Origin of the sequence: Enterobacter cloacae complex sp. 372C4, from assembly GCF_050030615.1 — a bacterium.
In the GTDB taxonomy this organism is placed as follows: domain Bacteria; phylum Pseudomonadota; class Gammaproteobacteria; order Enterobacterales; family Enterobacteriaceae; genus Enterobacter; species Enterobacter intestinihominis.
This window is the reverse complement of the sequence record NZ_JBLGUQ010000003.1, coordinates 41,877-67,036: the sequence shown is the minus strand read 5'-3', so window position 1 is coordinate 67,036 and position 25,160 is coordinate 41,877. Positions and strand designations below refer to the sequence as shown.

General features: G+C 54.1%; 24 protein-coding genes. 13 read left to right on the top strand and 11 right to left on the bottom strand.

Annotated features, from left to right (window positions below):
* Positions 1–37: 37 nt before the first annotated feature.
* The 3 genes from kdgA to ACQG11_RS25485 all read left to right on the top strand — a co-directional run bounded on the left by kdgA (position 38) and on the right by ACQG11_RS25485 (position 3,525).
* Entirely contained in the window at positions 38–679 is a 642-nt protein-coding gene (kdgA, locus tag ACQG11_RS25495; RefSeq protein ID WP_023300441.1) for a bifunctional 4-hydroxy-2-oxoglutarate aldolase/2-dehydro-3-deoxy-phosphogluconate aldolase, read from the top strand.
* Between the two features lie 340 nt (positions 680–1,019).
* Positions 1,020–2,258 (top strand): type VI secretion system Vgr family protein, encoded by a 1,239-nt coding sequence (locus ACQG11_RS25490; protein WP_254872386.1) that lies wholly within the window; start codon positions 1,020–1,022, stop codon positions 2,256–2,258.
* Positions 2,179–3,525, top strand: a complete 1,347-nt coding sequence (locus ACQG11_RS25485) for a hypothetical protein (protein WP_368509416.1) — start codon at positions 2,179–2,181, stop codon at positions 3,523–3,525. The genes ACQG11_RS25490 and ACQG11_RS25485 overlap by 80 nt, the downstream gene beginning before the upstream one ends.
* Before the next feature lie 61 nt (positions 3,526–3,586).
* Here ACQG11_RS25485 and purT read toward each other — a convergent pair whose 3' ends face one another.
* The gene (purT, locus tag ACQG11_RS25480) at positions 3,587–4,765 is read right to left on the bottom strand and encodes a formate-dependent phosphoribosylglycinamide formyltransferase (protein ID WP_426728931.1); all 1,179 of its coding nucleotides are present in this window, start codon (positions 4,763–4,765) and stop codon (positions 3,587–3,589) included.
* A 171-nt stretch (positions 4,766–4,936) separates the two neighbouring features.
* On the opposite strand from purT, the gene ACQG11_RS25475 reads away from it, so the two are divergent.
* Together ACQG11_RS25475 and ptrB are read left to right on the top strand one after the other, a co-directional pair.
* Entirely contained in the window at positions 4,937–5,587 is a 651-nt protein-coding gene (locus ACQG11_RS25475) for a tellurite resistance TerB family protein (RefSeq protein WP_426728930.1), read from the top strand.
* Between the two features lie 75 nt (positions 5,588–5,662).
* Positions 5,663–7,738 (top strand): oligopeptidase B, encoded by a 2,076-nt coding sequence (ptrB, locus tag ACQG11_RS25470; RefSeq protein ID WP_426728929.1) that lies wholly within the window; start codon positions 5,663–5,665, stop codon positions 7,736–7,738.
* Here the strand turns inward: ptrB and exoX are convergent.
* The 3 genes from exoX to ACQG11_RS25455 all read right to left on the bottom strand — a co-directional run bounded on the left by exoX (position 7,720) and on the right by ACQG11_RS25455 (position 9,387).
* Complete coding sequence (gene exoX, locus ACQG11_RS25465) at positions 7,720–8,382, bottom strand: exodeoxyribonuclease X (protein WP_022648468.1); 663 nt, start codon at positions 8,380–8,382, stop codon at positions 7,720–7,722. The two genes, ptrB and exoX, sit on opposite strands and share 19 nt — an antisense overlap.
* A 24-nt stretch (positions 8,383–8,406) precedes the next feature.
* Positions 8,407–9,045 carry a nitrilase-related carbon-nitrogen hydrolase gene (locus ACQG11_RS25460; protein WP_045623249.1) on the bottom strand — a complete coding sequence of 213 codons (639 nt, stop codon included), beginning with the start codon at positions 9,043–9,045 and terminating at the stop codon, positions 8,407–8,409.
* A 111-nt stretch (positions 9,046–9,156) separates the two neighbouring features.
* The gene (locus ACQG11_RS25455) at positions 9,157–9,387 is read right to left on the bottom strand and encodes a DNA polymerase III subunit theta (RefSeq protein ID WP_003859784.1); all 231 of its coding nucleotides are present in this window, start codon (positions 9,385–9,387) and stop codon (positions 9,157–9,159) included.
* A gap of 137 nt (positions 9,388–9,524) precedes the next feature.
* Here ACQG11_RS25455 and yobA point away from each other — a divergent pair, with 137 nt between their 5' ends.
* The 3 genes from yobA to ACQG11_RS25440 are packed head-to-tail and all read left to right on the top strand — an operon-like array spanning position 9,525 to position 11,122.
* Entirely contained in the window at positions 9,525–9,896 is a 372-nt protein-coding gene (gene yobA, locus ACQG11_RS25450) for a CopC domain-containing protein YobA (protein WP_023300433.1), read from the top strand.
* 1 nt (position 9,897) lies between these two features.
* On the top strand, positions 9,898–10,767 hold the full coding sequence (copD, locus tag ACQG11_RS25445; protein ID WP_023300432.1) for a copper homeostasis membrane protein CopD: 870 nt from the start codon (positions 9,898–9,900) through the stop codon (positions 10,765–10,767).
* 16 nt (positions 10,768–10,783) lie between these two features.
* A complete protein-coding gene (locus ACQG11_RS25440; protein ID WP_022648464.1) occupies positions 10,784–11,122 on the top strand; it encodes a YebY family protein in 339 nt (112 codons plus the stop codon).
* A 125-nt stretch (positions 11,123–11,247) separates the two neighbouring features.
* On the opposite strand, the gene ACQG11_RS25435 is transcribed toward ACQG11_RS25440, so the two are convergent.
* A complete protein-coding gene (locus ACQG11_RS25435; RefSeq protein WP_032609507.1) occupies positions 11,248–11,445 on the bottom strand; it encodes a hypothetical protein in 198 nt (65 codons plus the stop codon).
* Positions 11,446–11,490: 45 nt separating this feature from the next.
* On the bottom strand, positions 11,491–12,471 hold the full coding sequence (locus tag ACQG11_RS25430) for a VirK/YbjX family protein (protein ID WP_023300363.1): 981 nt from the start codon (positions 12,469–12,471) through the stop codon (positions 11,491–11,493).
* Between the two features lie 167 nt (positions 12,472–12,638).
* Between ACQG11_RS25430 and pphA the strand changes: the two genes are divergently transcribed.
* Positions 12,639–13,283 (top strand): protein-serine/threonine phosphatase, encoded by a 645-nt coding sequence (gene pphA / locus ACQG11_RS25425; RefSeq protein WP_193131900.1) that lies wholly within the window; start codon positions 12,639–12,641, stop codon positions 13,281–13,283.
* Between the two features lie 34 nt (positions 13,284–13,317).
* Here pphA and ACQG11_RS25420 read toward each other — a convergent pair whose 3' ends face one another.
* The 4 genes from ACQG11_RS25420 to yebS form a co-directional block, all read right to left on the bottom strand.
* Positions 13,318–13,557, bottom strand: coding sequence for a YebV family protein (locus tag ACQG11_RS25420; RefSeq protein ID WP_006811010.1), 240 nt, complete (start codon positions 13,555–13,557; stop codon positions 13,318–13,320).
* Positions 13,558–13,661: 104 nt separating this feature from the next.
* Entirely contained in the window at positions 13,662–15,125 is a 1,464-nt protein-coding gene (rsmF, locus tag ACQG11_RS25415) for a 16S rRNA (cytosine(1407)-C(5))-methyltransferase RsmF (RefSeq protein ID WP_426728928.1), read from the bottom strand.
* A gap of 56 nt (positions 15,126–15,181) precedes the next feature.
* On the bottom strand, positions 15,182–17,815 hold the full coding sequence (locus ACQG11_RS25410) for an MlaD family protein (RefSeq protein WP_426728927.1): 2,634 nt from the start codon (positions 17,813–17,815) through the stop codon (positions 15,182–15,184).
* Positions 17,784–19,067 carry a membrane integrity lipid transport subunit YebS gene (gene yebS, locus ACQG11_RS25405; RefSeq protein WP_022648459.1) on the bottom strand — a complete coding sequence of 428 codons (1,284 nt, stop codon included), beginning with the start codon at positions 19,065–19,067 and terminating at the stop codon, positions 17,784–17,786. The genes ACQG11_RS25410 and yebS overlap by 32 nt, the downstream gene beginning before the upstream one ends.
* A 132-nt stretch (positions 19,068–19,199) precedes the next feature.
* Between yebS and ACQG11_RS25400 the strand changes: the two genes are divergently transcribed.
* The 4 genes from ACQG11_RS25400 (at position 19,200) to htpX (ending at position 23,623) form a co-directional block, all read left to right on the top strand.
* Entirely contained in the window at positions 19,200–19,697 is a 498-nt protein-coding gene (locus ACQG11_RS25400) for a GAF domain-containing protein (protein ID WP_006811006.1), read from the top strand.
* A 96-nt stretch (positions 19,698–19,793) separates the two neighbouring features.
* Complete coding sequence (proQ, locus tag ACQG11_RS25395) at positions 19,794–20,480, top strand: RNA chaperone ProQ (protein WP_003859895.1); 687 nt, start codon at positions 19,794–19,796, stop codon at positions 20,478–20,480.
* A gap of 19 nt (positions 20,481–20,499) precedes the next feature.
* Complete coding sequence (gene prc / locus ACQG11_RS25390) at positions 20,500–22,548, top strand: carboxy terminal-processing peptidase (RefSeq protein ID WP_426728926.1); 2,049 nt, start codon at positions 20,500–20,502, stop codon at positions 22,546–22,548.
* Positions 22,549–22,741: 193 nt separating this feature from the next.
* Positions 22,742–23,623 carry a protease HtpX gene (htpX, locus tag ACQG11_RS25385; RefSeq protein ID WP_003859899.1) on the top strand — a complete coding sequence of 294 codons (882 nt, stop codon included), beginning with the start codon at positions 22,742–22,744 and terminating at the stop codon, positions 23,621–23,623.
* Between the two features lie 50 nt (positions 23,624–23,673).
* Here htpX and ACQG11_RS25380 read toward each other — a convergent pair whose 3' ends face one another.
* Positions 23,674–25,047 carry an MFS transporter gene (locus ACQG11_RS25380; RefSeq protein WP_426728925.1) on the bottom strand — a complete coding sequence of 458 codons (1,374 nt, stop codon included), beginning with the start codon at positions 25,045–25,047 and terminating at the stop codon, positions 23,674–23,676.
* Positions 25,048–25,160: the final 113 nt, after the last annotated feature.

Sequence of the window (25,160 nt, the reverse complement as noted above, 5' to 3'; positions counted from 1 at the left end):
CGACTTGATTTTAACGATCTGGCGAGAGAAAACTCTGATGAAAAACTGGAAAACAAGTGCAGAAGCAATCCTGACTACTGGCCCTGTCGTGCCGGTTATTGTGGTAAACAAACTGGAGCACGCTGTCCCAATGGCGAAGGCGCTGGTTGCGGGTGGCGTTCGTGTTCTGGAAGTGACCCTGCGTACTGCCTGTGCGATGGATGCGATTCGCGCTATCGCCAAAGAAGTGCCGGAAGCGATCATCGGTGCTGGTACGGTTCTGAATGCGCAGCAGCTGGCGGAAGTGACCGAAGCGGGCGCACAGTTTGCCATCAGCCCGGGCCTGACCGAGCCGCTGCTGAAAGCCGCAACCGAAGGTACTATTCCGCTGATCCCGGGTATCAGCACCGTTTCTGAACTGATGCTGGGCATGGACTACGGCCTGAAAGAGTTTAAATTCTTCCCGGCTGAAGCGAACGGCGGCACCAAAGCGTTGCAGGCGATTGCAGGCCCATTCTCCCAGGTGCGTTTCTGCCCAACGGGTGGCATCTCTCCGGCCAACTACCGCGACTACCTGGCGCTGAAAAGCGTGCTGTGCATCGGTGGCTCCTGGCTGGTTCCGGCGGATGCGCTGGAAGCAGGCGACTGGGATCGCATTACTAAACTGGCTCGCGAAGCGGTAGAAGGCGCGAAACAGTAACAAATGCTCAATGCATAAAGCAGGCCCTCTGGCCTGATGCTGGTCACTTTATGTGACCAGCATGTATAAGTTCTTCTTCTTCTTCTCCCCACAAACATTTTTAATATCCCTAACCCCAGGCGTATCATTCTTCATTATTAAATAATCCCTCACTTATATATTTGATGAATAATTCATTCTTAATTTATCTGTGATGAGATTGCCTGGGCTCTTTTTATTTATTCTGTGAATAATATTACTTCCTTTGAGTCAATTCAACTTGAGGTTGGGTATTTTAATAGGAAAGCGATAGGTGTATTGTTTTTAATAAACGGAATGCTTGTTAAAAGGATAGATAATAATGTCAGGGGAATCTGAGGTGGCTCAACGGTGGGACACGTTAAACAGATATTTATTGTATTTCCCGCGTAGCAAAAATGTTATTTCTGATGTTCATTCTTTTACAGGAAAAGAGATATTAAGCGAGCCTTATCGCTATACCATTCGCTTTACCAGTCCGGATCAAAACATTGCCATTAATGCTGTTCTTAATCAAAGGGCTGAGTTTATTCTGCGTGCACCCAATCTGGAAGCCTCATGGCATGGGCAAACCTCCTGGCTGCCGGTTCGCCAGATTAATGGCACGATCACCCAATTTTCCCGGCTGATGTCTTCAGGTGACGAAGCACTGTATGAATGCGTGCTGGAGCATGAGCTGGCGCTACTGGATCAAAATTACCGTTCTGCGGTTTACATGAACATGACAGTCCCGGAGCTCGTTACAAAGCTGATGAAGGACAGTGGTCACTTTGACGGCTACAACATTGATTTTGAGCAACTGAGCCACAGCTATCCACGACGGGAAATGATCATTCAGTGGAAAGAAACCGATTTGCGGTTCATCCGTCGGCTGCTGGCAGAGATAGGGATCTGGTTCCGTTTTGAGAATCACAACAAAGTGAAAACGGAAACCGTCGTTATTTTTGGGGATTCTGCGCGTCGTTACAACTTCAGCGACAAACAGATGCCTTATGTCCGACATTCAGGCATGACCAGTTATAACGAATACATCACCGATCTGGAGGAGCAGCACGGCCTGATCCCAAAAAATGTGTTGGTTCGTACCTATAACTACCGTGACCCGCAATCGCCGCAGACGGATAAGACCGTTAAAACGAGCGATATTCCCGAAGGTGTAACGACAGGCCAACACTATCACTATGCCGATCACTATCTTGCTGCGGGGGATTTTCACGGTGAAGAGGCGGAAACCGCCGCATTTTACGCCCGTCTGCGTTATGAACGCCTGTTGAACGGACAGAGTGTTCTGGGGGCGACAACCAGCGATCCCGAGCTTCAGCCAGGCATTATGTTTTATCCTGCAGGGCCTGTACCTGACGGGTTTAAGTCCGGGTTTGTGATAACTGCGATGATTATCCGCGGCAGCCGTGCTGAACACTATCGCGCCGTACTTTCTGGGATCCCCTATATACAAAAAACAGCCAGACCCGGATTCCACTGTGCCAGTCGTCATGATTGTTTTCCTCTATGTGATAGCCGTCGCAATGGGCCTCGCGATCCGGGCTCTAACCTGGCCTGAACAGGAACACGTTACGGCCCTCTTTTTTGTGCCTTCAGTTATTCTGCCCATCTGTGTTGTGTCGTTGTTAGTTTTTACAAGTTTCATATTTCATGACGCCAACATTCATTATGCTGAAACCCGAAAATTCATAGCAAAAGAGCAGGAGATTAATTTAAAGGCGTATGCGCGGAAAAATATGGCTATCGCAGCATGGTCTTCAATAACCCCCCTGGAGCAACCCGCGCTGAATATGTTGAAACTGGAAGGCGAATTTCCGCTGGCACCGAAAACGCCGGTTAACATTCAGCTGGAAGATCGCTTCGACCAGACCAGGAATGAACAGATGTTTTACCGCTTACTGGACCCGATGGCAGAAAAATTGAAGGGCTATAACTACCGTATTTTTGAAACCGTTGTCTGGGTTCGTGGAGGGAGTGGATCCTGCATTGATGAACTGAGACGCACTCTGGAGCGGTTGGGTATTGAAACGGCCAGCACGTGTAAAATTGAGTACAGCACAGAATGCCCTGACTACGCGATCGTTAGCCAATGGATGAACTTATCTGATTACAGAGTTGAAAACCGACTGATTGTTATCGTTCATTTACATGAAGAAAGCGGCGAATCAAAGAGCATGGAAAATGCATGTGCATTCCTGCTGACCAGTCATTATGTCCGGGAGGAGGACGAAAAACCGGTATATTTATATCAGCCTATGTCTGATGTGACCGATGTAGAGGACAACATGGCGGTCTTCCTTGAGACGGGTTCGGTACTTACGCCGAAAAATCTCTGGTATACCGGGCTGTCCCGTATCGAAAAATATCCATTAATGCAGGCACTGGACAAAAAAGCGCTCAAGGTGGAACGGCTGGATATCGATGCCTCTCTGGGCGCAAAGAGTGCCGGGTATCGGTGGCTGGCTCTGGCATTTGCGGCGGATGCGGTAAAATATGCCCAGGGGGAGCAACTGGTAGCTTATTCAGACAAAAACAAATTTTGTATTACTGCGCTTTCCTCCATGAAGACAGCTATCCCAAAAAAACTTACCTGGTGTAACTGGAGTAATCCCCTTTATCCTGCGGGGATGGCGGCTTTATTCTGCGTGTTATCCCTCATTGCCTATCGTATCAGTTTCCTGGCGCAAAACGATCCGCCAGCAATCTGGGAACTGATTGCGAGCATAATCATTCCCTTCGTTATTTTTATAGGCCTCGGTAGTTTTGTTTTCATCTCGAAAACGAATGAAGCCTACGAGGACATGGAATACGAATGGAAACGATAGAAACGAAACAACGTTAATCATGCTATGTGGCTGGTCGCTTACTTGACCAGCCTTTAGTTATTTACCCTGCCACTTTCACCGCAGTGGCCGCTTTTTTCGCTCTCGCGACGGCTTCGTCCACGTTTTCCCCGGTCGCTAATGCCACGCCCAGACGACGGGCTCCGTCGATCTCCGGTTTGCCGAACAGCCGAACCTGCAAGCCTGCGCCTACCGCACCTTCGACGTTGTCAAAGGTGACATTCTGGCTGGTCAGTTGCGGCAGGATCACCGCCGAGGCTGCAGGGCCGTACTGACGGATGCCGCCAACCGGCAGGCCGAGGAAAGCAAGTACGTGCAGCGCGAACTCAGAGAGATCCTGCGAAATCAGCGTGACCATCCCGGTATCGTGCGGGCGAGGGGAGACTTCACTAAAGATCACCTCGTCGCCGCAAACAAATAACTCCACGCCGAACAGGCCGTAGCCGCCCAGCGCCAGCACCGTTTTGCGGGCGATCTCCTGCGCGCGTGCCAGCGCCAGCGCGCTCATTCGCTGCGGCTGCCAGGATTCGCGATAATCGCCGTCTTCCTGGCGATGACCAATCGGGTCGCAGAAATAAACACCGTCCACGGCGCTGACGGTGAGCAGGGTAATTTCAAAATCAAACTTCACCACGCCTTCTACGATGACGCGCCCGGCACCGGCACGGCCGCCCTGCTGGGCATAGTCCCAGGACTTGTCCAGCGTGCTGCTGTCGCGGATAAAGCTCTGCCCTTTGCCAGAGGAGCTCATTACCGGCTTAATGATGCACGGGTAGCCAATCTCCTCTACGGCCTGGAGAAACGCAGCTTTATCCCCGGCAAAACGGTAGCTGGAGGTCGGGAGCTGTAATTCTTCTGCCGCAAGGCGACGAATGCCTTCCCGGTTCATGGTCAGTTTTGCCGCTGTGGCACAGGGCACCACGCGCTGGCCTTCCTGTTCAAGGGCAACCAACATCTCAGTGGCAATGGCCTCAATTTCAGGTACCACGAAATCCGGTTTTTCGTCGGCAATTAACGCCCGCAGGGCATTACCGTCAAGCATATCGATGACGTGCGAGCGATGCGCGACGTGCATGGCGGGCGCATTCGCGTAACGGTCCACCGCAATCACTTCCACACCCAAACGCTGGCATTCAATGGCCACTTCTTTACCCAGTTCACCCGATCCCAACAGCATGACGCGCGTCGCGGCAGGACGCAGAGCGGTTCCTAAACGAGTCATAAAAATCCCCCTGAAAAAGATGCGGGCAGTATAAACGAAAACGTTTGCGTATGTCTTGTATGGCAATAACCGGACACGGGGGAAATTTGCGCTTCTTTAGCACTGACAGACATTTCCTGACACCCGCTCGCTTAGGCTGTGAAGGTTACGCACTGTTACGTGAGGAAAAATATGTCAGGTTGGATGAATCAACTGCAATCCCTGTTGGGACAAAAAGGCTCGTCGTCCGGCGAACAGGGTCTGAGCAAGCTGCTTGTGCCGGGTGCGCTCGGCGGGCTGGCCGGTTTGCTGGTTGCCAATAAATCATCGCGGAAACTGCTTACCAAATACGGTACCGGCGCGCTGCTGGCGGGCGGAGGGGCTATTGCAGGCTCCGTCTTATGGAACAAATACAAAGACAAGGTGCGCAACGCGCATCAGGATGAACCGCAGTACGGGAAGCAGGCATCGCCGTTAGATTTACGCACCGAGCGTCTGATCCTCGCCCTGGTCTTTGCAGCCAAGAGCGACGGGCATATTGATGCCAGTGAACGTGCCGCGATTGAACAGCAGATGCGCGAAGCGGGTGTTGAGGAGCAGGGCAGGGCGCTGGTGGCGCAGGCCATCGAACAGCCGCTCGATCCGCAGCGGCTGGCGCAAAGTGTGAAAAACGAAGAAGAGGCGCTGGAACTCTATTTTCTGAGCTGTGCTGCCATCGATATCGATCACTTTATGGAGCGCAGCTACCTGAACGCCCTGGGTGATGCGCTGAAGATCCCACAGGACGTTCGTGAGGGAATTGAGCAGGATATTCAGCAGCAGAAGCAGACCCTCGCGGGCTAGAAGGCCATGTTTCGCTTGCATCATACGCGTGTTTTGCCAACCTTATAGGATGTAAAACGAAAAAGTAAGAATGCCATGCCTCCAAAAGCCCGACGTACTCCTTATGCGATCACCACGCATGGCGATACGCGTATCGATAACTACTACTGGCTGCGGGACGATTCCCGTTCCCGGCCAGAGGTGCTCGACTATCTGCACGAGGAAAACGACTATGGCCGCCAGGTCATGGCCAGCCAGCAGGCGCTTCAGGATCAGCTCCTGAACGAAATGGTGCAGCGTATCCCCCAGCGTGATGTCTCTGCCCCGTGGTGCAAAAACGGTTATCGCTATCGCCATATTTATGAGCCGGGAAACGAATATCCCATCTACCAGCGCCAGTCTGTGCTGAGCGCCGAGTGGGACGAATGGGAGATCCTGCTGGATGCTAACAAACGTGCTGCCCACAGTGAGTTTTATACGCTGGGCGGCATGTCCATTTCCCCCGATAACGCCATTATGGCGCTGGCTGAGGATTACCTCTCCCGCCGCCAGTACGGTTTGCGTTTCCGCAATCTTGAAACGGGAAACTGGTATCCCGAAATGCTGGATAATGTCTCCCCCGATTTCGTCTGGGGTAACGATTCAGAAACGGTCTACTACGTTAAAAAGCATGCCTCAACGCTGCTACCTTATCAGGTCTGGCGTCATACGGTGGGGACCGATTCCGCCGATGATGAGCTTGTGTATGAAGAAAAAGACGAGACGTTCTACGTCAGCCTGCATAAAACCTCGTCTCGCCACTACGTGATTATCTTCCTTGCCAGCGCCACCACCTCTGAGGTGCTGCTGCTGGATGCCGAACTGCCGGATGCCCAGCCGTTATGCTTCCTGCCGCGCCGTAAAGATCATGAGTACAGTCTGGATCACTTCCAGCACAGCTTTTACCTGCGTTCGAACCGCGAGGGCAAAAACTTTGGCCTTTATAAAACCAAAGTGCGCGATGAACGGAAGTGGGAAGTGTTAATTCCTGCGCGCGATCAGGTGATGCTGGAGGGGTTCACCCTGTTTACCGACTGGCTGGTGGTGGAAGAGCGTCAGCGCGGACTGACCAGTATCCGCCAAATCAACCGCAAAACCCGCGAAGTGGTGGGCATTGCGTTCGATGACCCTGCTTACGTGACGTGGATCGGCTTTAACCCGGAACCGGAATCGTCCCGCCTGCGGTACGGCTATTCGTCAATGACTACCCCGGACACGTTGTTTGAGCTAGATATGGACACCGGGCAGCGTCAGGTGATTAAACAGGCTGAGGTCCGGGGATTTGAGTCGGAAAATTATCGCAGTGAACACCTGTGGGTGACCGCGCGCGACGGCGTTGAAGTCCCCGTGTCTCTCGTCTACCACAAGGATCACTTCAACAAAGGTAAAAACCCCATCCTCGTCTACGGTTACGGCTCCTACGGATCCAGCATGGACGCCGATTTCAGCAGCAGCAGGCTGAGCCTGCTCGACCGCGGTTTTGTTTATGCGATTGCCCATATTCGCGGTGGCGGCGAACTGGGTCAGCACTGGTATGAAGACGGAAAATTTCTCAAAAAGAAAAATACCTTTAACGACTACCTTGATGTCTGCGATGCGCTGATCGCGCAGGGTTATGGCGATCCGCAGCTCTGCTTTGGCATGGGGGGCAGCGCCGGGGGCATGCTAATGGGCGCCGTCATCAACCAGCGGCCTGAACTGTTTAAAGGCGTTATCGCCCAGGTGCCGTTTGTGGACGTGGTGACGACCATGCTGGATGAGTCCATTCCACTGACCACCGGGGAGTTTGAGGAGTGGGGGAATCCGCAGGATGAAACCTATTATCGCTACATGAAAGAGTACAGCCCGTACGATAACGTCGAGGCGAAAGCCTATCCGCATATGCTGGTGACCACCGGCCTGCACGATTCCCAGGTGCAGTACTGGGAGCCCGCGAAATGGGTGGCGAAGCTGCGTGAGCTGAAAACTGACGATAATCTGCTGCTGCTGTGTACCGATATGGACTCGGGGCACGGAGGGAAATCAGGGCGATTTAAATCCTATGAAGGGGTGGCGCTGGAGTACGCCTTTTTGATTGGCCTGGCGCAGGATACGCTGCCAGGCCGCGCGGGAACTCAGGCTTCGCCTAAATAATGCTTCAGCGTCAGGCGCAGTTCCGGGCTCATTCTGTCGAGGTTGTTGTACAGCCAGCGCAGATAGCCCGGATCGTTGTCCGCCACTTCCGATACCGGTTTTCCACGATATTTACCGAACGTGAAGGTGGTCAGTAGGGCGGGGCGGCCGGTAATGGTCGCCATATCGTCCGGCGTCCAGCCGGAAGTATTCATGATATCAATCAGGAGCGCTGCGGTGATGTAGCAGTCATAGAGGGCGCGGTGATGATGCAGCCCTTCCGGCGTCCGCACGCTTAGTTTGCGCGACTTATACAGCGCCATATTGCTGTATTTGATCCCCGGCCACAGACGGCGCGCCAGCTTCATGGTGCAAATCCATTCACCGGGCATCTCCGGCAGCACGCGGCGGTCAAAGCTGGCGTTATGGGCGACATACCACTGGCTACCGTGGTAAAGAGGGATGATCTCTTCAATCCACGGCTTATCCGCCACCATCGATTCCGTAATGCGATGAATTGCCATCGCCTGCGCACTGATGGGACGGTCCGGGCGCACCAGGTGGCTCATTGGATTGACTATCTTTCCGTCAACCACGTCGACAGAGGCGACTTCCACAATTCCACCCTGCAAATCGCAGGTTTCGGTATCGATAACGCGCAGCATTGATCGCTCCTGATCCTAAAATGCCTAGCCTAATGGAATGATATCCCCTTGCCAACCCTGTCGGCCCAAAGAACCGGTTAACAGCAACTCTCCCTTATCGGCACGCACGATCAGCTGACCTTTTTCATCCCATAACGCGCTACCGCTGCGCGCGTTCGCCATTAATACCGCGATGGCGTACTTATGCGCGAAGCGTTGTAACGAACTGATGGATTGCCGCCAGCGTTGCTCACCCACCGCCAGGCTGCTGGTGAACAGCGTTGCCTCTGGGTCCAGTTCCGGGGCGTCAGCCTGATTATCAACGATGGTTAACCGTTTATTGCCAGGAATAACACCCGCACCGTTACCCTGCGGATAACGCCGGATGGTCGACAGGTTAGGGGTGAATAGCGCGAGTCCTTTCTGTTGCTGGAGCGTAATACCGGCAATCACCGTGATGAAACGTGACTGCGCCGCGTGAAGGAGGGGGGCAAGCTGCAAATCGTCAGGGGGTGGGGGTAAGGTTGTTCCGCCAGGGCCAGTAAGCGAAAGCTCCGGAAAGACGACTAAATCGCACCCATGTGAGGCAGCCTCGTCAATAAAGTGCAGGTGATGTTTTACGTGCTCATCAACACAGTTGTGCCGCGGAGCATACTGAGCCGCGGCAATAGTCCATCGTGACATCGTGACTTCCTTATACACTAAGTCGCTGGGATTTTAAGATTACACCTAAATTTATCAGGGTTTTCTTATCCTGCCACATAACGCGTAAGGAAGTGTAACGGGACGTTAAGCTTATTTAACTTTAGGTTCGTACGGCAGGCGCGAGAGATTAACGGAGGCGAGGCGATGCGCAATAAGACGTTCGCGAAACCAGTCGCGCAGATGCGCGGGTTGTTCACGCTCTACCACTTCAGCCACGACGGGCATGTTGTAACGCTCTTTAAATGCGACCCCCGCGGCGGCGAGATCGACATTCACTTTGTCCATCTCGTCCTGAGGAAGGGCGGCCAGGTTAACGTTCATTTCCTTCTCCTTTTTCTGCGGCGGCAACGTTACCGCGATTGTTCAACGATGACAAGGGAGCAAAGGATGTTCCTCGACTCGTTAATTATACAGAGTTATTCTTTAGCATTCAGGCATAACGAAAAGGAATGATTGTGATGCACTTTACCCCTTCCCGCGTCGCGTGTGCGCTGGTGTTTCTGCTCTCTTCGGCAATCGCGCCATCAGCTCTGGCCCATGCGCACCTTAAGCAACAATCCCCGCAGGAAAATACCGTCGCGACGGCACCCGACGTCATTACCCTGAATTTCTCGGAAGGCATTGAACCTGCCTTCAGCGGCGTCGTGGTGACGGACGCGCAGCAGCACAAAATCCAGACCGGCGCGGTGAAGCGTGACGAGAAGGATAACGCAAAGCTGATTGTTCCTCTTGAGAAACCGTTGACGACCGGCACCTATACGGTGGACTGGCATGTGGTCTCCGTGGACGGCCACAAAACCAAGGGCAGCTATCACTTTAGCGTGAAATAGTATGCTGGCCCTGAGCTACGTAGCGTTTCGCTTTATCCATTTTGTTGCGCTGATACTACTTTTCGGCAACGCGCTATACAGTGTCTGGTTTGCACCGTCTTCGTTGCAGCGCCTCATGACGCAGCGTTTCCAGCGCCAGCAGAATATCGCGGCCTTAATCAGCCTGATGGCTGCTCTGCTGATGTTCGGCCTGCAAAGTGGGTTAATGGGTAACGGCTGGGGGGATGTCATTCGCCCGGCGGTCTGGCGCAGCGTGCTGGGCACGCAGTTTGGTGGCGTCTGGCTGTGGCAAATGGTGCTGGCCGCTGTGACCGCGGGCGCTGCATGGCTTACCCCGCAAAAGGGCTCACGTCTATTACTGCTCGCGATGGGGCAACTGGTGCTGCTGGCGGGTGTGGGACATGCCGCGATGAACGGTGGCGCGCCGGGTGCGTTGCATCGTCTGAACCATGCGCTTCACCTGCTCTGCGCCGCCACCTGGGTGGGCGGTTTACTGCCGCTGCTGTTCTGTATGCGGCTGGCGAAAGGCCGCTGGCAGCCAGCCGCTATCTTTACCATGATGCGCTTCTCCCGCGTGGGGCATTATGCCGTGGCGGGCGTGCTGCTGACCGGGATAATCAATACGCTCTTTATTGTGGGCATAGACGTGCCGTGGGAAGCGCCTTATGTACGGCTGTTGTTGTTCAAATGTGCGCTGGTCATCATGATGGTGGCAATTGCGCTGGCGAATCGGTATTTTCTTGTGCCACGCTTTCGTCCTGATGCCGGGCGGGAACAACAGATTTTTATCAGGATGACACAGGCAGAAGTGGTGCTGGGCGCGCTGGTACTGGCGGCCGTCAGCCTGTTCGCGACCTGGGAACCCTTCTGACAAGGTTTAATAACTTATGAAAAAGACACTGCTTTCTCTTTTACTTCTCACCTGTGCCAGCAGTGCGCTGGCCGCGCCGCAGGTCATCACCGTCAGCCGGTTTGAAGTGGGTAAGGACAACTGGGCATTTAATCGTGAAGAGGTCATGCTCACCTGCCGTCCCGGTAACGCGCTGTATGTCATCAATCCCAGTACGCTCGTGCAGTATCCGTTAAATGACGTAGCGGAGCAGCAGGTTGCCAGCGGGAAAAGTAACGGACAGCCTGTCAGCGTGATCCAGGTGGATGACCCGGCAAACCCCGGGCAGAAGAAGAGTCTGGCACCGTTTATTGAGCGCGCTAAAAAGCTCTGCTAGCCGTCAGGTTTCCAGTAAAAAAAAACCGCAGGTGCTTGTAAAAGCTCTGCGGTTTTTCACATTTAGTGATGTTCTGACGCTTTTTTTCAGACCACTTTTACTGTGGACTGGAAAACCTGACGTCGTCATCTATTCTTAAAGGGCAAGGCGATTGAGCCTGCATTAATGCCAACTTTTAGCGCACGGCTCTCTCCCAAGAGCCATTTCCCTGGACCGAATACAGGAATCGTATTCGGTCTCTTTTTATCTGCATGAAAATAAACGATAAAATCCGGTTTTCGTCTCAGCAGAAGGTTCACTTCCTGTGCGCCTGCTTCAAACATACCACAACCCGGCAGGCGTAAGTCCAGTCCTTTTTGGCTGTTTTGTTAAATTTTTGTTTGTATTTTGCCTGAGACGACTGCGGGATTAATGCGCGCATGTACGGAAGCCGCAATATCATCAAGTAACGCAAAGCGGCGACGGTATTCGGCGCGTTTTTTGCTGGCAATCTCCTCCAGTGCTTTACGCTCCATCTGGAGCGGCAACTGCCAGCAGAAGGGGGAGAGTTTCTTTCCGTTCAGGCCTTCCCAGAACTCGTCGTAGCTGGCGTGAAAATGACGCCCTTTGCTCAGACGGTAGCGCAACGCGCGGAAAACATGGCCTTCATCGCTGACGGCAAAAATCGCGCTGATGTTCGAGCGTGAGGCAAGCTGGAAGATCACCTCCATCAGCACGCGTTTCGGGAAAAGCCCATGGCAGGCACGGGTTGCCTGCTTAATCACCTCCCGTGAAACATGACGACGTGGACCCTGGAGGCCGCCGATCACCAGCACCATACGGCCGTTACTGCGTGCGACACAGAACGTCAGGCTGGCAAGCAGCGTGTTGTCATTGTCATGCAGCCAAAGCGTGCTTTCGCCTTCACGTTCAGCCTTACCTGCGGACGAGGCGTGGACGGTATAGATTTCGCCGTTTTTTGCCTCGAACCGGACAACCGGCACCTCTTGCGGATTGGTCAGCGCGTGGGCGAGGGCGGTATTTGTCAGACTATCAATCCACTGATAGTGGCTGACGATAGCATCGGCCCGGTCGTTTGAGTTCAGGCCACGCATCAGATACTGGCGGTGAGTTTTGCTCGGCAAGGTAATTTGAGAGGTGAGCAGCCTGTCGAAATCATCGCGCCCGGATAGCGCCTCCAGCATGCGATGGGTGGAGGACCAGAATAAAAGCGAGCGCAGAAGGAACTTTAACCGGTAATCACGTTTGTGCCAGATTGGGCCGGGAACGCGTTTCCCTCTCACCAGTTCCGAAATAATATTTGTGCGATGCGGATAAAAAACATCGTTTTGCAGGTGTATGTTTGACACGTGAAAATCCCTCTTTTTATTCCGCACTATTTTAAAGGCCAGGGAATAAGGGATTAATAGCGCAGCGATCTTTATTTCCGGCTGGTTTATGGTTTGTTTGGATTCGCGATATCCAACGTCGGCTCATGACATTTTCTGTGGCAGCTATACTTCTTACAGGAGGCGTTATGTATCAGAAAATAGAGGGAGAACACTGGCGTCATGTCTGGGTTGTCAGCGATATTCATGGTTGCTATCAGTGGCTTATGGATGAGCTGAAACGACGGCATTTTAATCCTGCTTCGGATCTGCTTATCTCGGTGGGGGATATTATCGACCGCGGTCCCGACAGCGTGAAATGTTTACAGCTGATGCAGGAAAAGTGGTTTTATGCGGTACGCGGTAATCACGAGCAAATGGCGTTAGATGCGCTTGAAAATAATGATTTTAGTCTCTGGAAGATAAATGGCGGTAACTGGTTTACCGGGCTTACGGTCGCTCAACAAAAGCAGGCGAAGGATTTACTCGACGCGTGTCGGGACTTACCGCACATTATTGAAATAACCTGCAAAAACGGTCTGAACGTGATTGCTCATGCGGATTATCCCGCCGCCGAATATGCCTGGCATAAGCCGGTAGATGCCCAGCGGGTGCTGTGGGATCGCGACCGGTTAATGGGCTTTATGGTGGGTAGAGGGCAGGGCATTAGCGGTGCGGATCACTTCTGGTTCGGACATACGCCTGTGGACAAGCGCTACGATTTCAACAATCTGCACTACATTGATACGGGAGCGGTGTTCGGGGGCTTTCTGACGCTGACGCAGCTTCAGTAATAAATAACCCGCCTTCGGGCGGGTTCTCTTTGGGTTATGCAAGACGCAAGACCCAGGCATCGGTTTTACTGTCGTAATGTTCACGGTACAGAACGGAATGTTCCCCATCAAGGATCGCCGGGACGCTGGTATCTGCATCCCAGGCGTCCAGTTGCATGCACAAATCCGGATCGGATTTGCAGGGAATACTTAACGTTCGTTCGCCTTGTGCTTCGCCGCGCAATTCAGCGTCGTCGATTTCAAAAGCGCCAATGCGTACGCTGGTTTTCGTCATAATGCTCTCCGGTTTGTTGCCCAAAATCTGGTATGACCAGTGCAGTCATCCATTTTTGATCCTAGTCAAGGAGAGCGAAATCGCCAGTAAAAAAATGCGTTTTTTCAGTCAGTGCGGCTGTTACCGGTAAACAGGCGACCATCGCGTACCAGTTCACGCGGATAGCTGTTTTTCAGCCGCGAGCCGACTTTTTTCGCCAGCCCGAGCGGATAGCCCTGATACGTCACGATGACTTCATCCTGTGACGGGCCGTCTTCCGGGTAAACGTCACGACCGCGATACCACTCTTCCGCTTCATGATGCGTCAGGGCGAAGGAGTTCTCATTGCCGGCCAGCGCAATGACCGCTTCGTGCTGCCAGCGATAGCCTTTGTTGTGGATCTCCGCCAGGCGAATACCGAGGCGGGAGAAACGCACCTTACCAATCAGCGGTTCGATGTTGACCGGGAACAGCCACAGCTCTTTGTCCCGCATCCAGAGGCGCAGGCTCTCATCCCAGTGCAGTCCCACTTTGCTGGCAGCCGCTTGCGCCTGTGTCGCCTCACGGCCTTTGACCGGTGCGAACGGGAAGTTGCCGACCTTAAACTTAGGGACAGGCAGCGGATCGACGGCGCGGGTTTTACGCAGTCGTGCGACAAAGAACCCCTCGCAATCGTAAATCTGCGGGAAGACGTGCAGGAAGCCTTCAGGGGTGGCCGCGTGACTGGCCGAATCGAAGAGGGTGTCCAGCGGCAGAAACTCGACGGCATCCGCATAGCGTTGCCTGAGCCACAGGCAGACGTCCTCGTTTTCATCACGATTCAGCGTGCAGGTGGAGTAAACCAGCGTTCCACCGGGGCGCAGGGCATGAAACGCACTGTCGATCAGTTCACGCTGCGTGGCGGCGATCTCCAGGTTGCTTTCAACGGACCAGTTTTTTAACGCATCAGGATCTTTACGCACTACGCCTTCGCCGGAGCAGGGCGCGTCAAGCAGGATGGCATCAAAAGCTTCCGGCAAGGCAGCGCCAAACACGCGACCGTCGAAGTGTGTTAACGCGACGTTGTGGATCCCGCAGCGGCTGATATTGGCGTGCAGGACTTTGACGCGGCTGGCGGAAAATTCGTTGGCGAGGATCGCGCCGCGGTTGTTCATCCGGGCGGCAATTTGCGTGGTTTTGGAGCCCGGCGCCGCCGCGACATCCATCACCCGCTCAGGCTGGTTTCCGTCGGCAAACAGCGCGGCAACCGGCAGCATGGAGCTGGCTTCCTGAATATAAAACAGCCCGCTCAGGTGCTCGGCGGTGCTGCCGAGCGGCAGGCTCTCCTCGTCATCCCGCTCGATCCAGAACCCTTCCTCACACCACGGCACCGGCGTCAGCTGCCAGCCGTAGGAGGAGACGAGATCCAGAAACGCTCCGACGCTGATTTTCAGCGTATTGACGCGAATACTTCGACGCAAAGGGCGCTGGCAGGCGGCGACGAAATCGTCGAAAGAGAGATGAGCAGGAAGCGCCTCGCGCATCTGTGCGAGGAATTGTTCAGGAAGAAATACGGAGTTTTGAGCCACGGGCACACCACAGGGAAACATTCAGGCGCGCAGTGTAACATAAAGGCTCCGGCGCGTTGACACCGGAGCCTGCGAGATTAACGCGGCAGTGCCGTTCCCCATTCGCGCCACTCTTTCGGTTCACTTTCCAGCAGCAGGAAGTGTTTTCCTGCCTGCGCCTTAGGCGCCAGAGGCGTGCCAGGCGGCGTCGCGAAGGCAATGCCGCCGCGAATGAACTGGTTAAAGGTCCCCGTTTTGACCACGCCACCGGTCAGGCCGAAGTCCAGCGAGTAGCCTGAAGCGAGCCAGAACACTGAGTTGTTGCGAACCAGATGCTGATAACGCTGGCTGATGCGCAGGCCGACCATCACGCGGTCGGACAGATTACCCAGCGTCAGGCTTGTTACTGTCCCCACTTCAATACCGCGGAACAGGACCGGCGTACCGATGCCCAGCGAACCGGCTTCCGGTACTTCAACCACAATGCTCAGACCGTCCAGATAACGGGAATCGGTGATGGTCGCCTCCTGCAACTCAAACTCACGACGCGCGTTGCCCCGACCCGGTTCAACGTTAATGTACGGCTGAAGTATGGTGTCGAGATGCTCAACCCCTGCGGCAGAAATTTGCGGCGTAACCACCGAGAAGCGCGAGCCTGCCCGGGCGAACGTCTGTACATATTCCGGATAAAGCACGGCGGTAGCCTGAACTTCATTGCGCGCGGTGATCAGCGTCAGCTTCTGAACCTGCCCGATATCAATTCCGAGATAGCGGATAGGCATGCCTTCTGCCAGTTTACCGGCATCAAAGGTGTGCAGGGTAATCTGTCCCCCGACGGCGCGCGCCGCGGTTTCAGACGGGAAGAGGATCCGCTTGTCACCTTTACGCATGTTGCCGCCCGCGCCGCTCAGGTTATCGAAGCTGATCGCACCGCGCAGGGCACGGGAGAGGGGAGACGCCTGTACGGTCAGCCCGTTGCCATTGAGCTGCACTTTCGCGCCGCCTTCAGCCCAGAACACGCTGTTTGGCGTGAGCAGCTTGCGATACTCCGGCTTGATATGCAGTTCGATATCAAACGCGTCCGCACGAGGACGAACGGTGATCACTTCTCCGACCTCAAACTTACGATAAAGCACGACGGAGCCTGCCTGGACATCCGGCAGCGTTTCAGCGCTTAAGGTCAGCGTGGTGGTCGGCAGGTCGCCGAGGCTGTTTTCAATGGCTTTGTCCAGATTGGCGAACAGTGGATAGCTCTCACGCAGCGCGCCTTTGCTGCCCGGCAGAATGCGGATCCCGCCGTTAACCCACTCGCTGGCGCTGGCGCCGAGGAACTCAACGCCGTCCAGACCCACCTTCACGTCGACCCGGCTGTTCACCACAAATTTACTGTCGCCGTGCACAAGGTTGCCGTACTGCGGATCGATGGCGGCGGAGAAGGAGACCCCTTTTTCCGTCAGCTTTCGTTCCAGAACCTGACCCACCTGCACACCGTGCAGGATTAGCGGTTGACCGGCTTCGATACCATAGCTTTCCGGCGCATTCAGCTTAACCGTCAACACGCCCGGTTTTTGCAGCAGAGCTTTATCCGCCGGCGCGATGACAAAGTTTTTATTCGGCGCACCTTCACCGGGGATCAGCTCAAAGGTGCTTCCCGTCAGCAGGGAACTGATGCTGGCGTCGCTGAGGGAGAGCTTCGGATTACGCAGCTCGATGCGTGTTTTTTCCCGCAGGAGGTCCACAACGCTCGGATCCACCGTCATTTCGCCGGTAACGGAGCCGCCCGCGTTGAGGGTTAATTTTGTCAGTTGCCCGACCTCTAAACCCTGGTACATCAGCGGGGTCGAACCGGCTTTCAGGCCTTTGGCATCCGGCAAGGTCAACTTGACGATGACACCGCGCTGGCTGTGTGCCAGGTCGGCGTACAGACCAAAGGTATCCTCTGCGGCGGCAGGGCTGGAGTCAGCAGGTGAGTCGAAGGCGATAGCGCCATTCACCAGCGCCGCCAGGCTCTCAAGCTTCACTTTCGCACCGCTTAAGCTCAGGTCAGCATCGACGCCGGAGACGTTCCAGAAGCGGCTGCCTTTTTTTACCAGGTTGGTAAAACGGCGATCGATCAGTACATCAATGGTCACGCCATCTTTGTTCGGGTTAATGGCGTAGTCGTAAACGCGGCCAACCGGAATTTTGCGGAAATAGACCAGAGAACCACTGTTCAGCGAGCCCAAATCCGGCGCGCGGAGGTGGATCATCAGATCGCCGTTATTCAGCCGATATTTCGGCTGGTTATCCAGCGCAACAAAGTGATCCTGTGGCTCACCTTTGCCAGGCATCATGCCGATATAGTTACCGCCCACAAGCGCATCCAGCCCGGAAACGCCGGCCAGGGAGGCTTTAGGCGTGACCAGCCAGAACTGCGTTTCGGCGCGCAGGGCATCCTGCATGTCAGACTTAATGCTCGCCCGGACCTGGATTTTGTTCAGCCCTTTGCCGAGGGAAATATCCTGCACGGTACCCACTTCCACCCCCTGGAAGCGAACGGGGGTACGTCCGGCGACAATGCCGTCCGCAGACTGGAAATCAATCGTGATGGTACTTCCGCGATCTTCATAGCTCGTCCAGATAAGCCAGCCTGCGATCATCAGCGCGATGACAGGCAGCAACCAGAATGGCGAAATGCGGCGTTTTGTTTTAATTCTCGCTTCAGTCGGCGAAGCGGGCGTTTCCTGACTCATGTGCGTCCCAAAGTAAGCGGCTGTCCAGCCATTCCACTGCAAGAATAGTCAATATCACCGCAGAGCCGAAATAAAAAGCTGCGGGTCCCATGGTAAAAGCAAGTAACTGATCGCGATTGATGAGCGACATCATCAGCGAAATCACGAACAGATCCAACATCGACCAGCGACCAATCCAGGTCACGAATCGCAGAAGCAGGATGCGGGTGCGTAGTCCTTGTTCGCATTTAAAGTGAATGCTGATAAGTAGCGTAAACATCACCACCACTTTGGTAAAGGGCACCAGAATACTGGCGATGAACACAATGGCGGCAACCCCCACGTTACTGTGCGCCAGAGAGATAATCCCCGAAAGGATAGTATCTTCCTGTCGGGCGCCGTTCACATAAATTACGGAGATCGGCAGCATATTGGCCGGGAATAAAAATATCAGTGAGGCGATAAGCGCCGCCCAGCATTTTTGCAGGCTGTTGTTGCGCCGCAATCTTAACGGAATGTGGCAGCGAGGACACCTCCCGCGTTTATCCGGAAAACCGGTGTAATGGCACCCCAGGCAGACGCGCAGGTTTTCATCAGGCCGGGTCGCGGGACGCTGAGGGTAAAATCGCTCCCAAAGCTGTTCAACATTCAGATGAATCAGGGTCAAAATACTCAGCAGGACCAGTGAAATAAACGCAAAAAGGCCAATGCCGGGTTGTAAAAACGCATAATCCTGCACCTTAATGGAGGCCACGCCGACGCCCACCAGATAGATGTCCAGCATCACCCACTCCTTGAGCTTTTCCAGCATGAGCAGGACAGGGCGCAGGTTCATCCCCAGAATGTTGCCAAACCACAGGTAGGCAATTGCCGCGACCAGCACCAGCGGTGCGCCGACGACGCAGAACAGCACCATAGCGCCGGTGAGCGGATCGCCCTCGCGCGTCATCTGCCAGATCCCCTGCAATACGTTAGCGTCAATACGCACGCCAAGCAGGTAGAGCTTTAACAGCGGCTCGGTCCAGGCGAACGGCATCAGCAGCAGCATAGTAACCGCCATTGCCGCCAGACGCGTCAATGACCAGTCCCGGCCATCGCGAATTTTGGCATCGCAGCAAGGGCAAAAAGCACTTTGGTGCGATTTCATCTTCGGCAACATAAAAAGCGTATCGCACTGGGGACAACGCTGATAATGTGCACGAGGCAGAGCCTGGCTTACCGTACGGACAACGATCTTTCTTGTCGGCGTAATTTGGGGTGTTTTTAGGGCCATCAGTCGCACACAGATAAGTATTGTTGAAAGTTATAATAACTCATGAACGGATTCATCTTGAGCATGAGCGCATTTAATGCTTATTTTAATAGGCTATGCGGTAATTATGTAAGATAACTAAGTGATTGAATAATGAACAAAACAGAATTCTACGCGGATCTGAATCGCGATTTTAAGGCATTAATGGCAGGGGAAACCAGTTTCTTAGCCACTCTGGCAAATACCAGTGCGTTACTGTTCGAACGCCTTTCTGACGTGAACTGGGCGGGCTTTTATCTGCTGGAAGGCGACACGCTGGTGCTGGGGCCTTTCCAGGGGAAACTCGCCTGCGTACGCATCCCGGTAGGGCGCGGCGTGTGCGGTACCGCAGTGGCGACCCGTCAGGTTCAGCGTGTCGAAGATGTACATGCGTTTGACGGCCACATTGCCTGCGATGCCAGCAGCAATTCTGAAATCGTACTGCCGCTGGTGGTTAAAAATCAGATTATTGGCGTTCTGGATATCGACAGCACGGTCTTCAGCCGCTTTACTGCCGAGGATGAGCAGGGGCTGCGCGCGTTGGCCGCAAACCTGGAAAATGTTCTGGCAGAGACCGATTATCATAAATTCTTTGCGAGCGTCGCAGGATAATCAACGGATAACGTAGCATTTACTGATAGCGTCATTATAATGTCGCCTGTTCATGCCTGCGCTTGTTGGCAACGTCCGTTGTAATCAGGAAATTTCATGGAAAATCAACCTAAGTTGAATAGCAGTAAAGAAGTTATCGCATTTCTGGCCGAGCGTTTCCCGCAGTGCTTCAGCGCTGAAGGTGAAGCGCGTCCTCTGAAAGTCGGTATCTTTCAGGATCTGGTCGCGCGCGTTGAGGGGGAGATGAACCTCAGCAAAACGCAGCTTCGTTCTGCCTTGCGCCTTTATACCTCGAGCTGGCGTTACCTGTACGGTATCAAGCCGGGTGCGACCCGTGTCGACCTTGACGGCAACCCGTGTGGTGAGCTGGACGAGCAGCACGTAGAACATGCGCGTAAGCAGCTTGAAGAAGCCAAAGCTCGCGTTCAGGCACAGCGTGCTGAACAGCAGGCCAAAAAACGCGAAGCCGCAGCGGCAAACGGTCAGGAAGACGCCCCTCGTCGCGAGCGTAAACCGCGTCCGGCACCGCGTCGTACTGAAAATAACGATCGCAAACCGCGTGCTGACAAACCAGCAGCTAAAGCCCCACGTGCGCCGCGCGAAGAGCCGCGCCACACCCCAGTTTCGGACATCAACGCCCTGAGCGTAGGTCAGTCTCTGAAGGTTAAAGCGGGTAACAATGCGATGGATGCCACCGTACTGGAAATCACCAAAGATGGCGTTCGTGTACAGCTGACTTCTGGTATGTCAATGATTGTACGCGCAGAACACTTGTTGTTCTGAAACGGAGGCCGAGCCTGGCATGAACACTTTTTTTAAGCTCACCGCGCTGGCTGGCCTGTTTGCTATAACAGGCCACGCTTTCGCTGTGGACGATATTACGCGTGTTGATCAAATTCCGGTTCTTAAGGAAGAAACTCAGCACGCGACGGTGAGTGAGCGCGTGACGTCGCGCTTTACTCGTTCGCACTATCGTCAGTTCGATCTCGATCAGGCCTTTTCGGCCAAAATCTTTGACCGTTATCTGAACTTGCTGGATTACAGCCATAACGTACTGCTGGCCAGCGATGTCGAACAGTTCGCTAAACGCAAATCCGAAGTGGGTGATGAGCTGCGCTCCGGAAAGCTGGATCTTTTCTACGATCTGTACAACTTATCGCAAAAGCGCCGTTTTGAGCGTTATCAATACGCGCTGAAAGTGCTGGAACGTCCGATGGACTTCACCGGCAACGACACCTTTAATCTGGACCGCAGCAAAGCGCCATGGCCGAAAGATGAGGCTGAACTGAATGCGCTGTGGGACGGAAAAGTCAAATATGACGAACTGAGCCTCAAGCTCACAGGCAAAGACGAGAAAGAGATCCGTGAGACGTTAAACCGTCGCTACAAATTCGCAATTCGTCGTCTGGCGCAGACCAACAGTGAAGATGTTTTCTCGCTGGCGATGACCGCGTTTGCGCACGAAATTGATCCGCACACTAATTATCTCTCTCCACGTAACACCGAACAGTTCAATACCGAAATGAGCCTGTCTCTGGAAGGTATCGGTGCTGTGCTTCAGATGGATGATGACTACACCGTTATCAACTCCATGGTGGCCGGTGGCCCTGCGTCGAAAAGCAAAGCGATCAGCGTAGGCGACCGTATTGTCGGTGTAGGTCAAACCGGAAAGAGCATGGTGGACGTGATTGGCTGGCGACTTGATGACGTAGTTGCGTTGATCAAAGGGCCGAAGGGCAGCAAAGTTCGCCTGGAGATCCTGCCAGCCGGAAAGGGGACCAAAACCCGTATCGTTACTCTGACCCGTGAGCGTATCCGTCTGGAAGATCGCGCGGTGAAAATGTCGGTGAAAACCGTGGGTAAAGAGAAGGTTGGCGTTCTGGATATCCCTGGCTTCTACGTTGGCCTGACCGATGATGTAAAAGTGCAGCTCCAGAAGCTTGAAAAGCAGAATGTCAGCAGTGTGATCATCGACCTGCGCAGCAACGGCGGCGGGGCATTGACCGAGGCCGTCTCGCTCTCCGGGCTGTTTATCCCGTCTGGCCCGGTGGTTCAGGTGCGCGATAACAACGGTAAAGTGCGTGAAGATGCCGATACCGATGGCGTGGTCTACTATAAGGGGCCGCTGGTGGTGCTGGTCGATCGCTTCAGCGCCTCTGCATCGGAAATCTTCGCTGCTGCCATGCAGGATTACGGCCGGGCGTTAATCGTCGGCGAACCGACGTTTGGCAAGGGCACCGTTCAGCAGTACCGCTCTCTGAACCGTATTTACGACCAGATGCTGCGCCCTGAATGGCCGGCGCTGGGCTCAGTACAGTACACCATTCAGAAGTTTTACCGTGTTAACGGCGGCAGTACGCAGCGCAAAGGCGTGACGCCGGACATCATGATGCCGACAGGTACCGAAGAGACGGAAACGGGCGAGAAGTTTGAAGATAACGCGCTGCCGTGGGATAGCATTGATGCCGCGACATTCGTGAAATCGGGTGATATGAAACAGTTCGGTCCGGAACTGCTGAAAAATCACAACGACCGCATCGGGAAGGATCCGGAATTCCAGTACATCATGAAGGACATCGCGCGTTTCAACGCTCTGAAAGCGAAACGGAGCATTGTCTCTCTGAACTACGCCCAGCGTGAGAAAGAGAATAATGAAGATGACGCGACACGTCTGGCGCGTATCAACGATCGCTTCAAACGTGAAGGCAAGCCTCTGCTCAAAAAACTGGACGATCTGCCTAAGGATTACCAGGAGCCCGATCCGTATCTGGACGAGACGGTGCATATCGCGCTTGATCTCGCGAAGCTGGAAAAAGAGAAACCTGCCGTACAACCTGCTCCGACAAAATAATCCCCCAACAGGCACAAGAAATTGTGCCTGTTTCTTTTTGTTCCTCATCCTTCCGTCAGGCAGATTTCCAATTGTGTAAAGTTGTGTCTTTCTGGTGACTTACGCCGTCTGGATGCTTGAAAATAGCCGCAATACCCATACGATGTGGGTAATCGCATAGTGCGTTTTGTTAAACTGAGGTTAAAAGAATATTATGATGCGAATCGCGCTCTTCCTGCTCACCAACCTGGCGGTGATGGTGGTATTCGGGCTGGTGCTAAGCCTGACGGGAATTCAGTCGAGCAGCGTTCAGGGTCTGTTGATTATGGCGCTGCTGTTTGGTTTCGGTGGCTCTTTCATTTCACTGCTGATGTCGAAGTGGATGGCACTGAAATCCGTGGGCGGTGAAGTTATTGAGCAGCCGCGTAACGATATGGAACAGTGGTTGATGAGCACGGTTGCTCAGCAGTCAAAGCAGGCGGGCATAGCCATGCCGCAGGTGGCGATCTACCACGCGCCGGATATCAACGCGTTTGCTACCGGTGCGCGTCGTGACGCGTCCCTGGTGGCCGTCAGTACCGGTCTGCTGCAAAACATGAGCCGTGACGAAGCGGAAGCGGTTATTGCTCACGAGATCAGCCACATCGCTAACGGCGATATGGTCACCATGACCTTGATCCAGGGCGTGGTGAACACCTTCGTTATCTTTATTTCCCGTATTCTGGCGCAGATTGCTGCCGGATTTATGGGTGGCAACCGTGATGAGGGTGAAGAGAGCAACGGTAACCCGCTGATCTATTTTGCTGTTTCAATGGTGCTGGAGCTGGTGTTCGGTATCCTGGCAAGCATCATTACCATGTGGTTCTCCCGTCATCGTGAGTTCCACGCGGATGCCGGTTCTGCGAAACTGGTGGGTCGTGAGAAGATGATTGCTGCGCTGCAACGTCTGAAAACCAGCTACGAGCCGCAGGAAGCAAACAGCATGATGGCCTTCTGCATCAATGGTAAATCAAAGTCGCTGAGCGAGCTGTTTATGTCACACCCGCCGCTGGATAAACGTATTGAAGCGCTGCGAAGCGGCGAATACCTAAAGTAATCCCGCCGGATGAAAAAAACCGGGCAGGAGACAATCTCCGCCCGGTTTTTTTATGCCTGCGCCTTTGGCTGGGTCACACGAAGGCCGCTAATGATAGCCGCGAGGGTCGCCAGTGTCCCTGCGGTAATCAGCGCAACGTGTGTCGCATTTTGCCCGGCAAGGTTAAACATCAACGCCACCATTGCGGCCCCGGTGCTCTGCCCTAACAGTCTTGCCGTACCCAGCATCCCGCTGGCACCACCGCTGCGATGACGTGGGGCAGAGGTGATAATTGTGTGGTTGTTAGGTGACTGGAACAGACCAAAACCTGCCCCGCACAGGATCATGCGCCAGATAATATCCAGATCCCCCGGCGAGGAGGGCAGGAGCGACAGCGCAAACAGTCCTGCTGCCATGACGATCAGCCCGATAGCCCCCAGCAGTCCGGCATGAACGCGCTCAATAAGGTACCCGGCCAGCGGGGCCATCACCATGGTTGCCAAAGGCCAGGGCGTGAGCAGCAAGCCTGTTTCCACTTCCGAACGGCCAAGCACGCTCTGCAAAAAGAATGGCAGCGCAACCAGCGCCAGCATCTGGGCGCAGAACGAGCAAATGGAGGTACAAATTGATAGCGAAAACAGCGGAATACGCAGCAAATCGACCGGCAGTAACGGCACGGGCAGCGCCAGCTGGCGTCGTACAAAGAAAAAGCCGATGATAAGCAGGGCAACGATTTCTGCGGCAATGAGCGACAAAGACTGTCCCTGCGCAAATCCGCTCAGCGCAGTAATCAGCAGGCCAAAGGTCAGCGCGTTCATCACAGCGCTGGGCAGGTCAAAACGTGGCATGATGTTTTTCGGACCATTTTCCGGAAGATAGCGCAGGGCGAAGAAGATCGCCACAATGCCCAGCGGCACGTTAATGGCAAACAGCCACTGCCACGAGGCTACGGACAGAATGGCGGCGGCGATCGTCGGCCCGGCGGCGGACGACACGGCCACAATAAAGGAGTTAATGCCCATGCCGCGCCCCAGATGGCGATGAGGATAGATAAGCCGTATCAGGGCCGTGTTCACGCTCATTAGCGCCGCACCGCCAAAACCCTGTGCGATACGTGCAAGCGTAAGGGTGTGCAGTGAATCGGAAAGGGCACAGAAGAGCGAGGTGAGAGTAAAGACCACCAGCCCGCACTGATAAACCCGGCGATAACCAAACATATCGCCCAGGAAAGAGAGTGACAAAAGGGAAATCACAATCGCTATCTGGTACGCGTTCACAATCCAGATGGAGCTTGCCGGAGAAGCATTAAGGTCTTTGGCAATGGTAGGAAGAGCCACATTGGCAATCGCACCGTCAAGGACAGCCATCGAAATGCCGATGACAATAGTGGCAATTGCCCCGTACCGCTGGGGTAAGGGCAGGCCATCAGAAACGTTTTTTTGCATGGGAAAAGAATGACTCAGTGTGAAATTATTTTCAGAGTAACTATTTTAGCATCGTTATTTCGGTTTTATGTCGCAGATTTGTAACGAAGTAAACCCAGATAGATTGCAGCGCG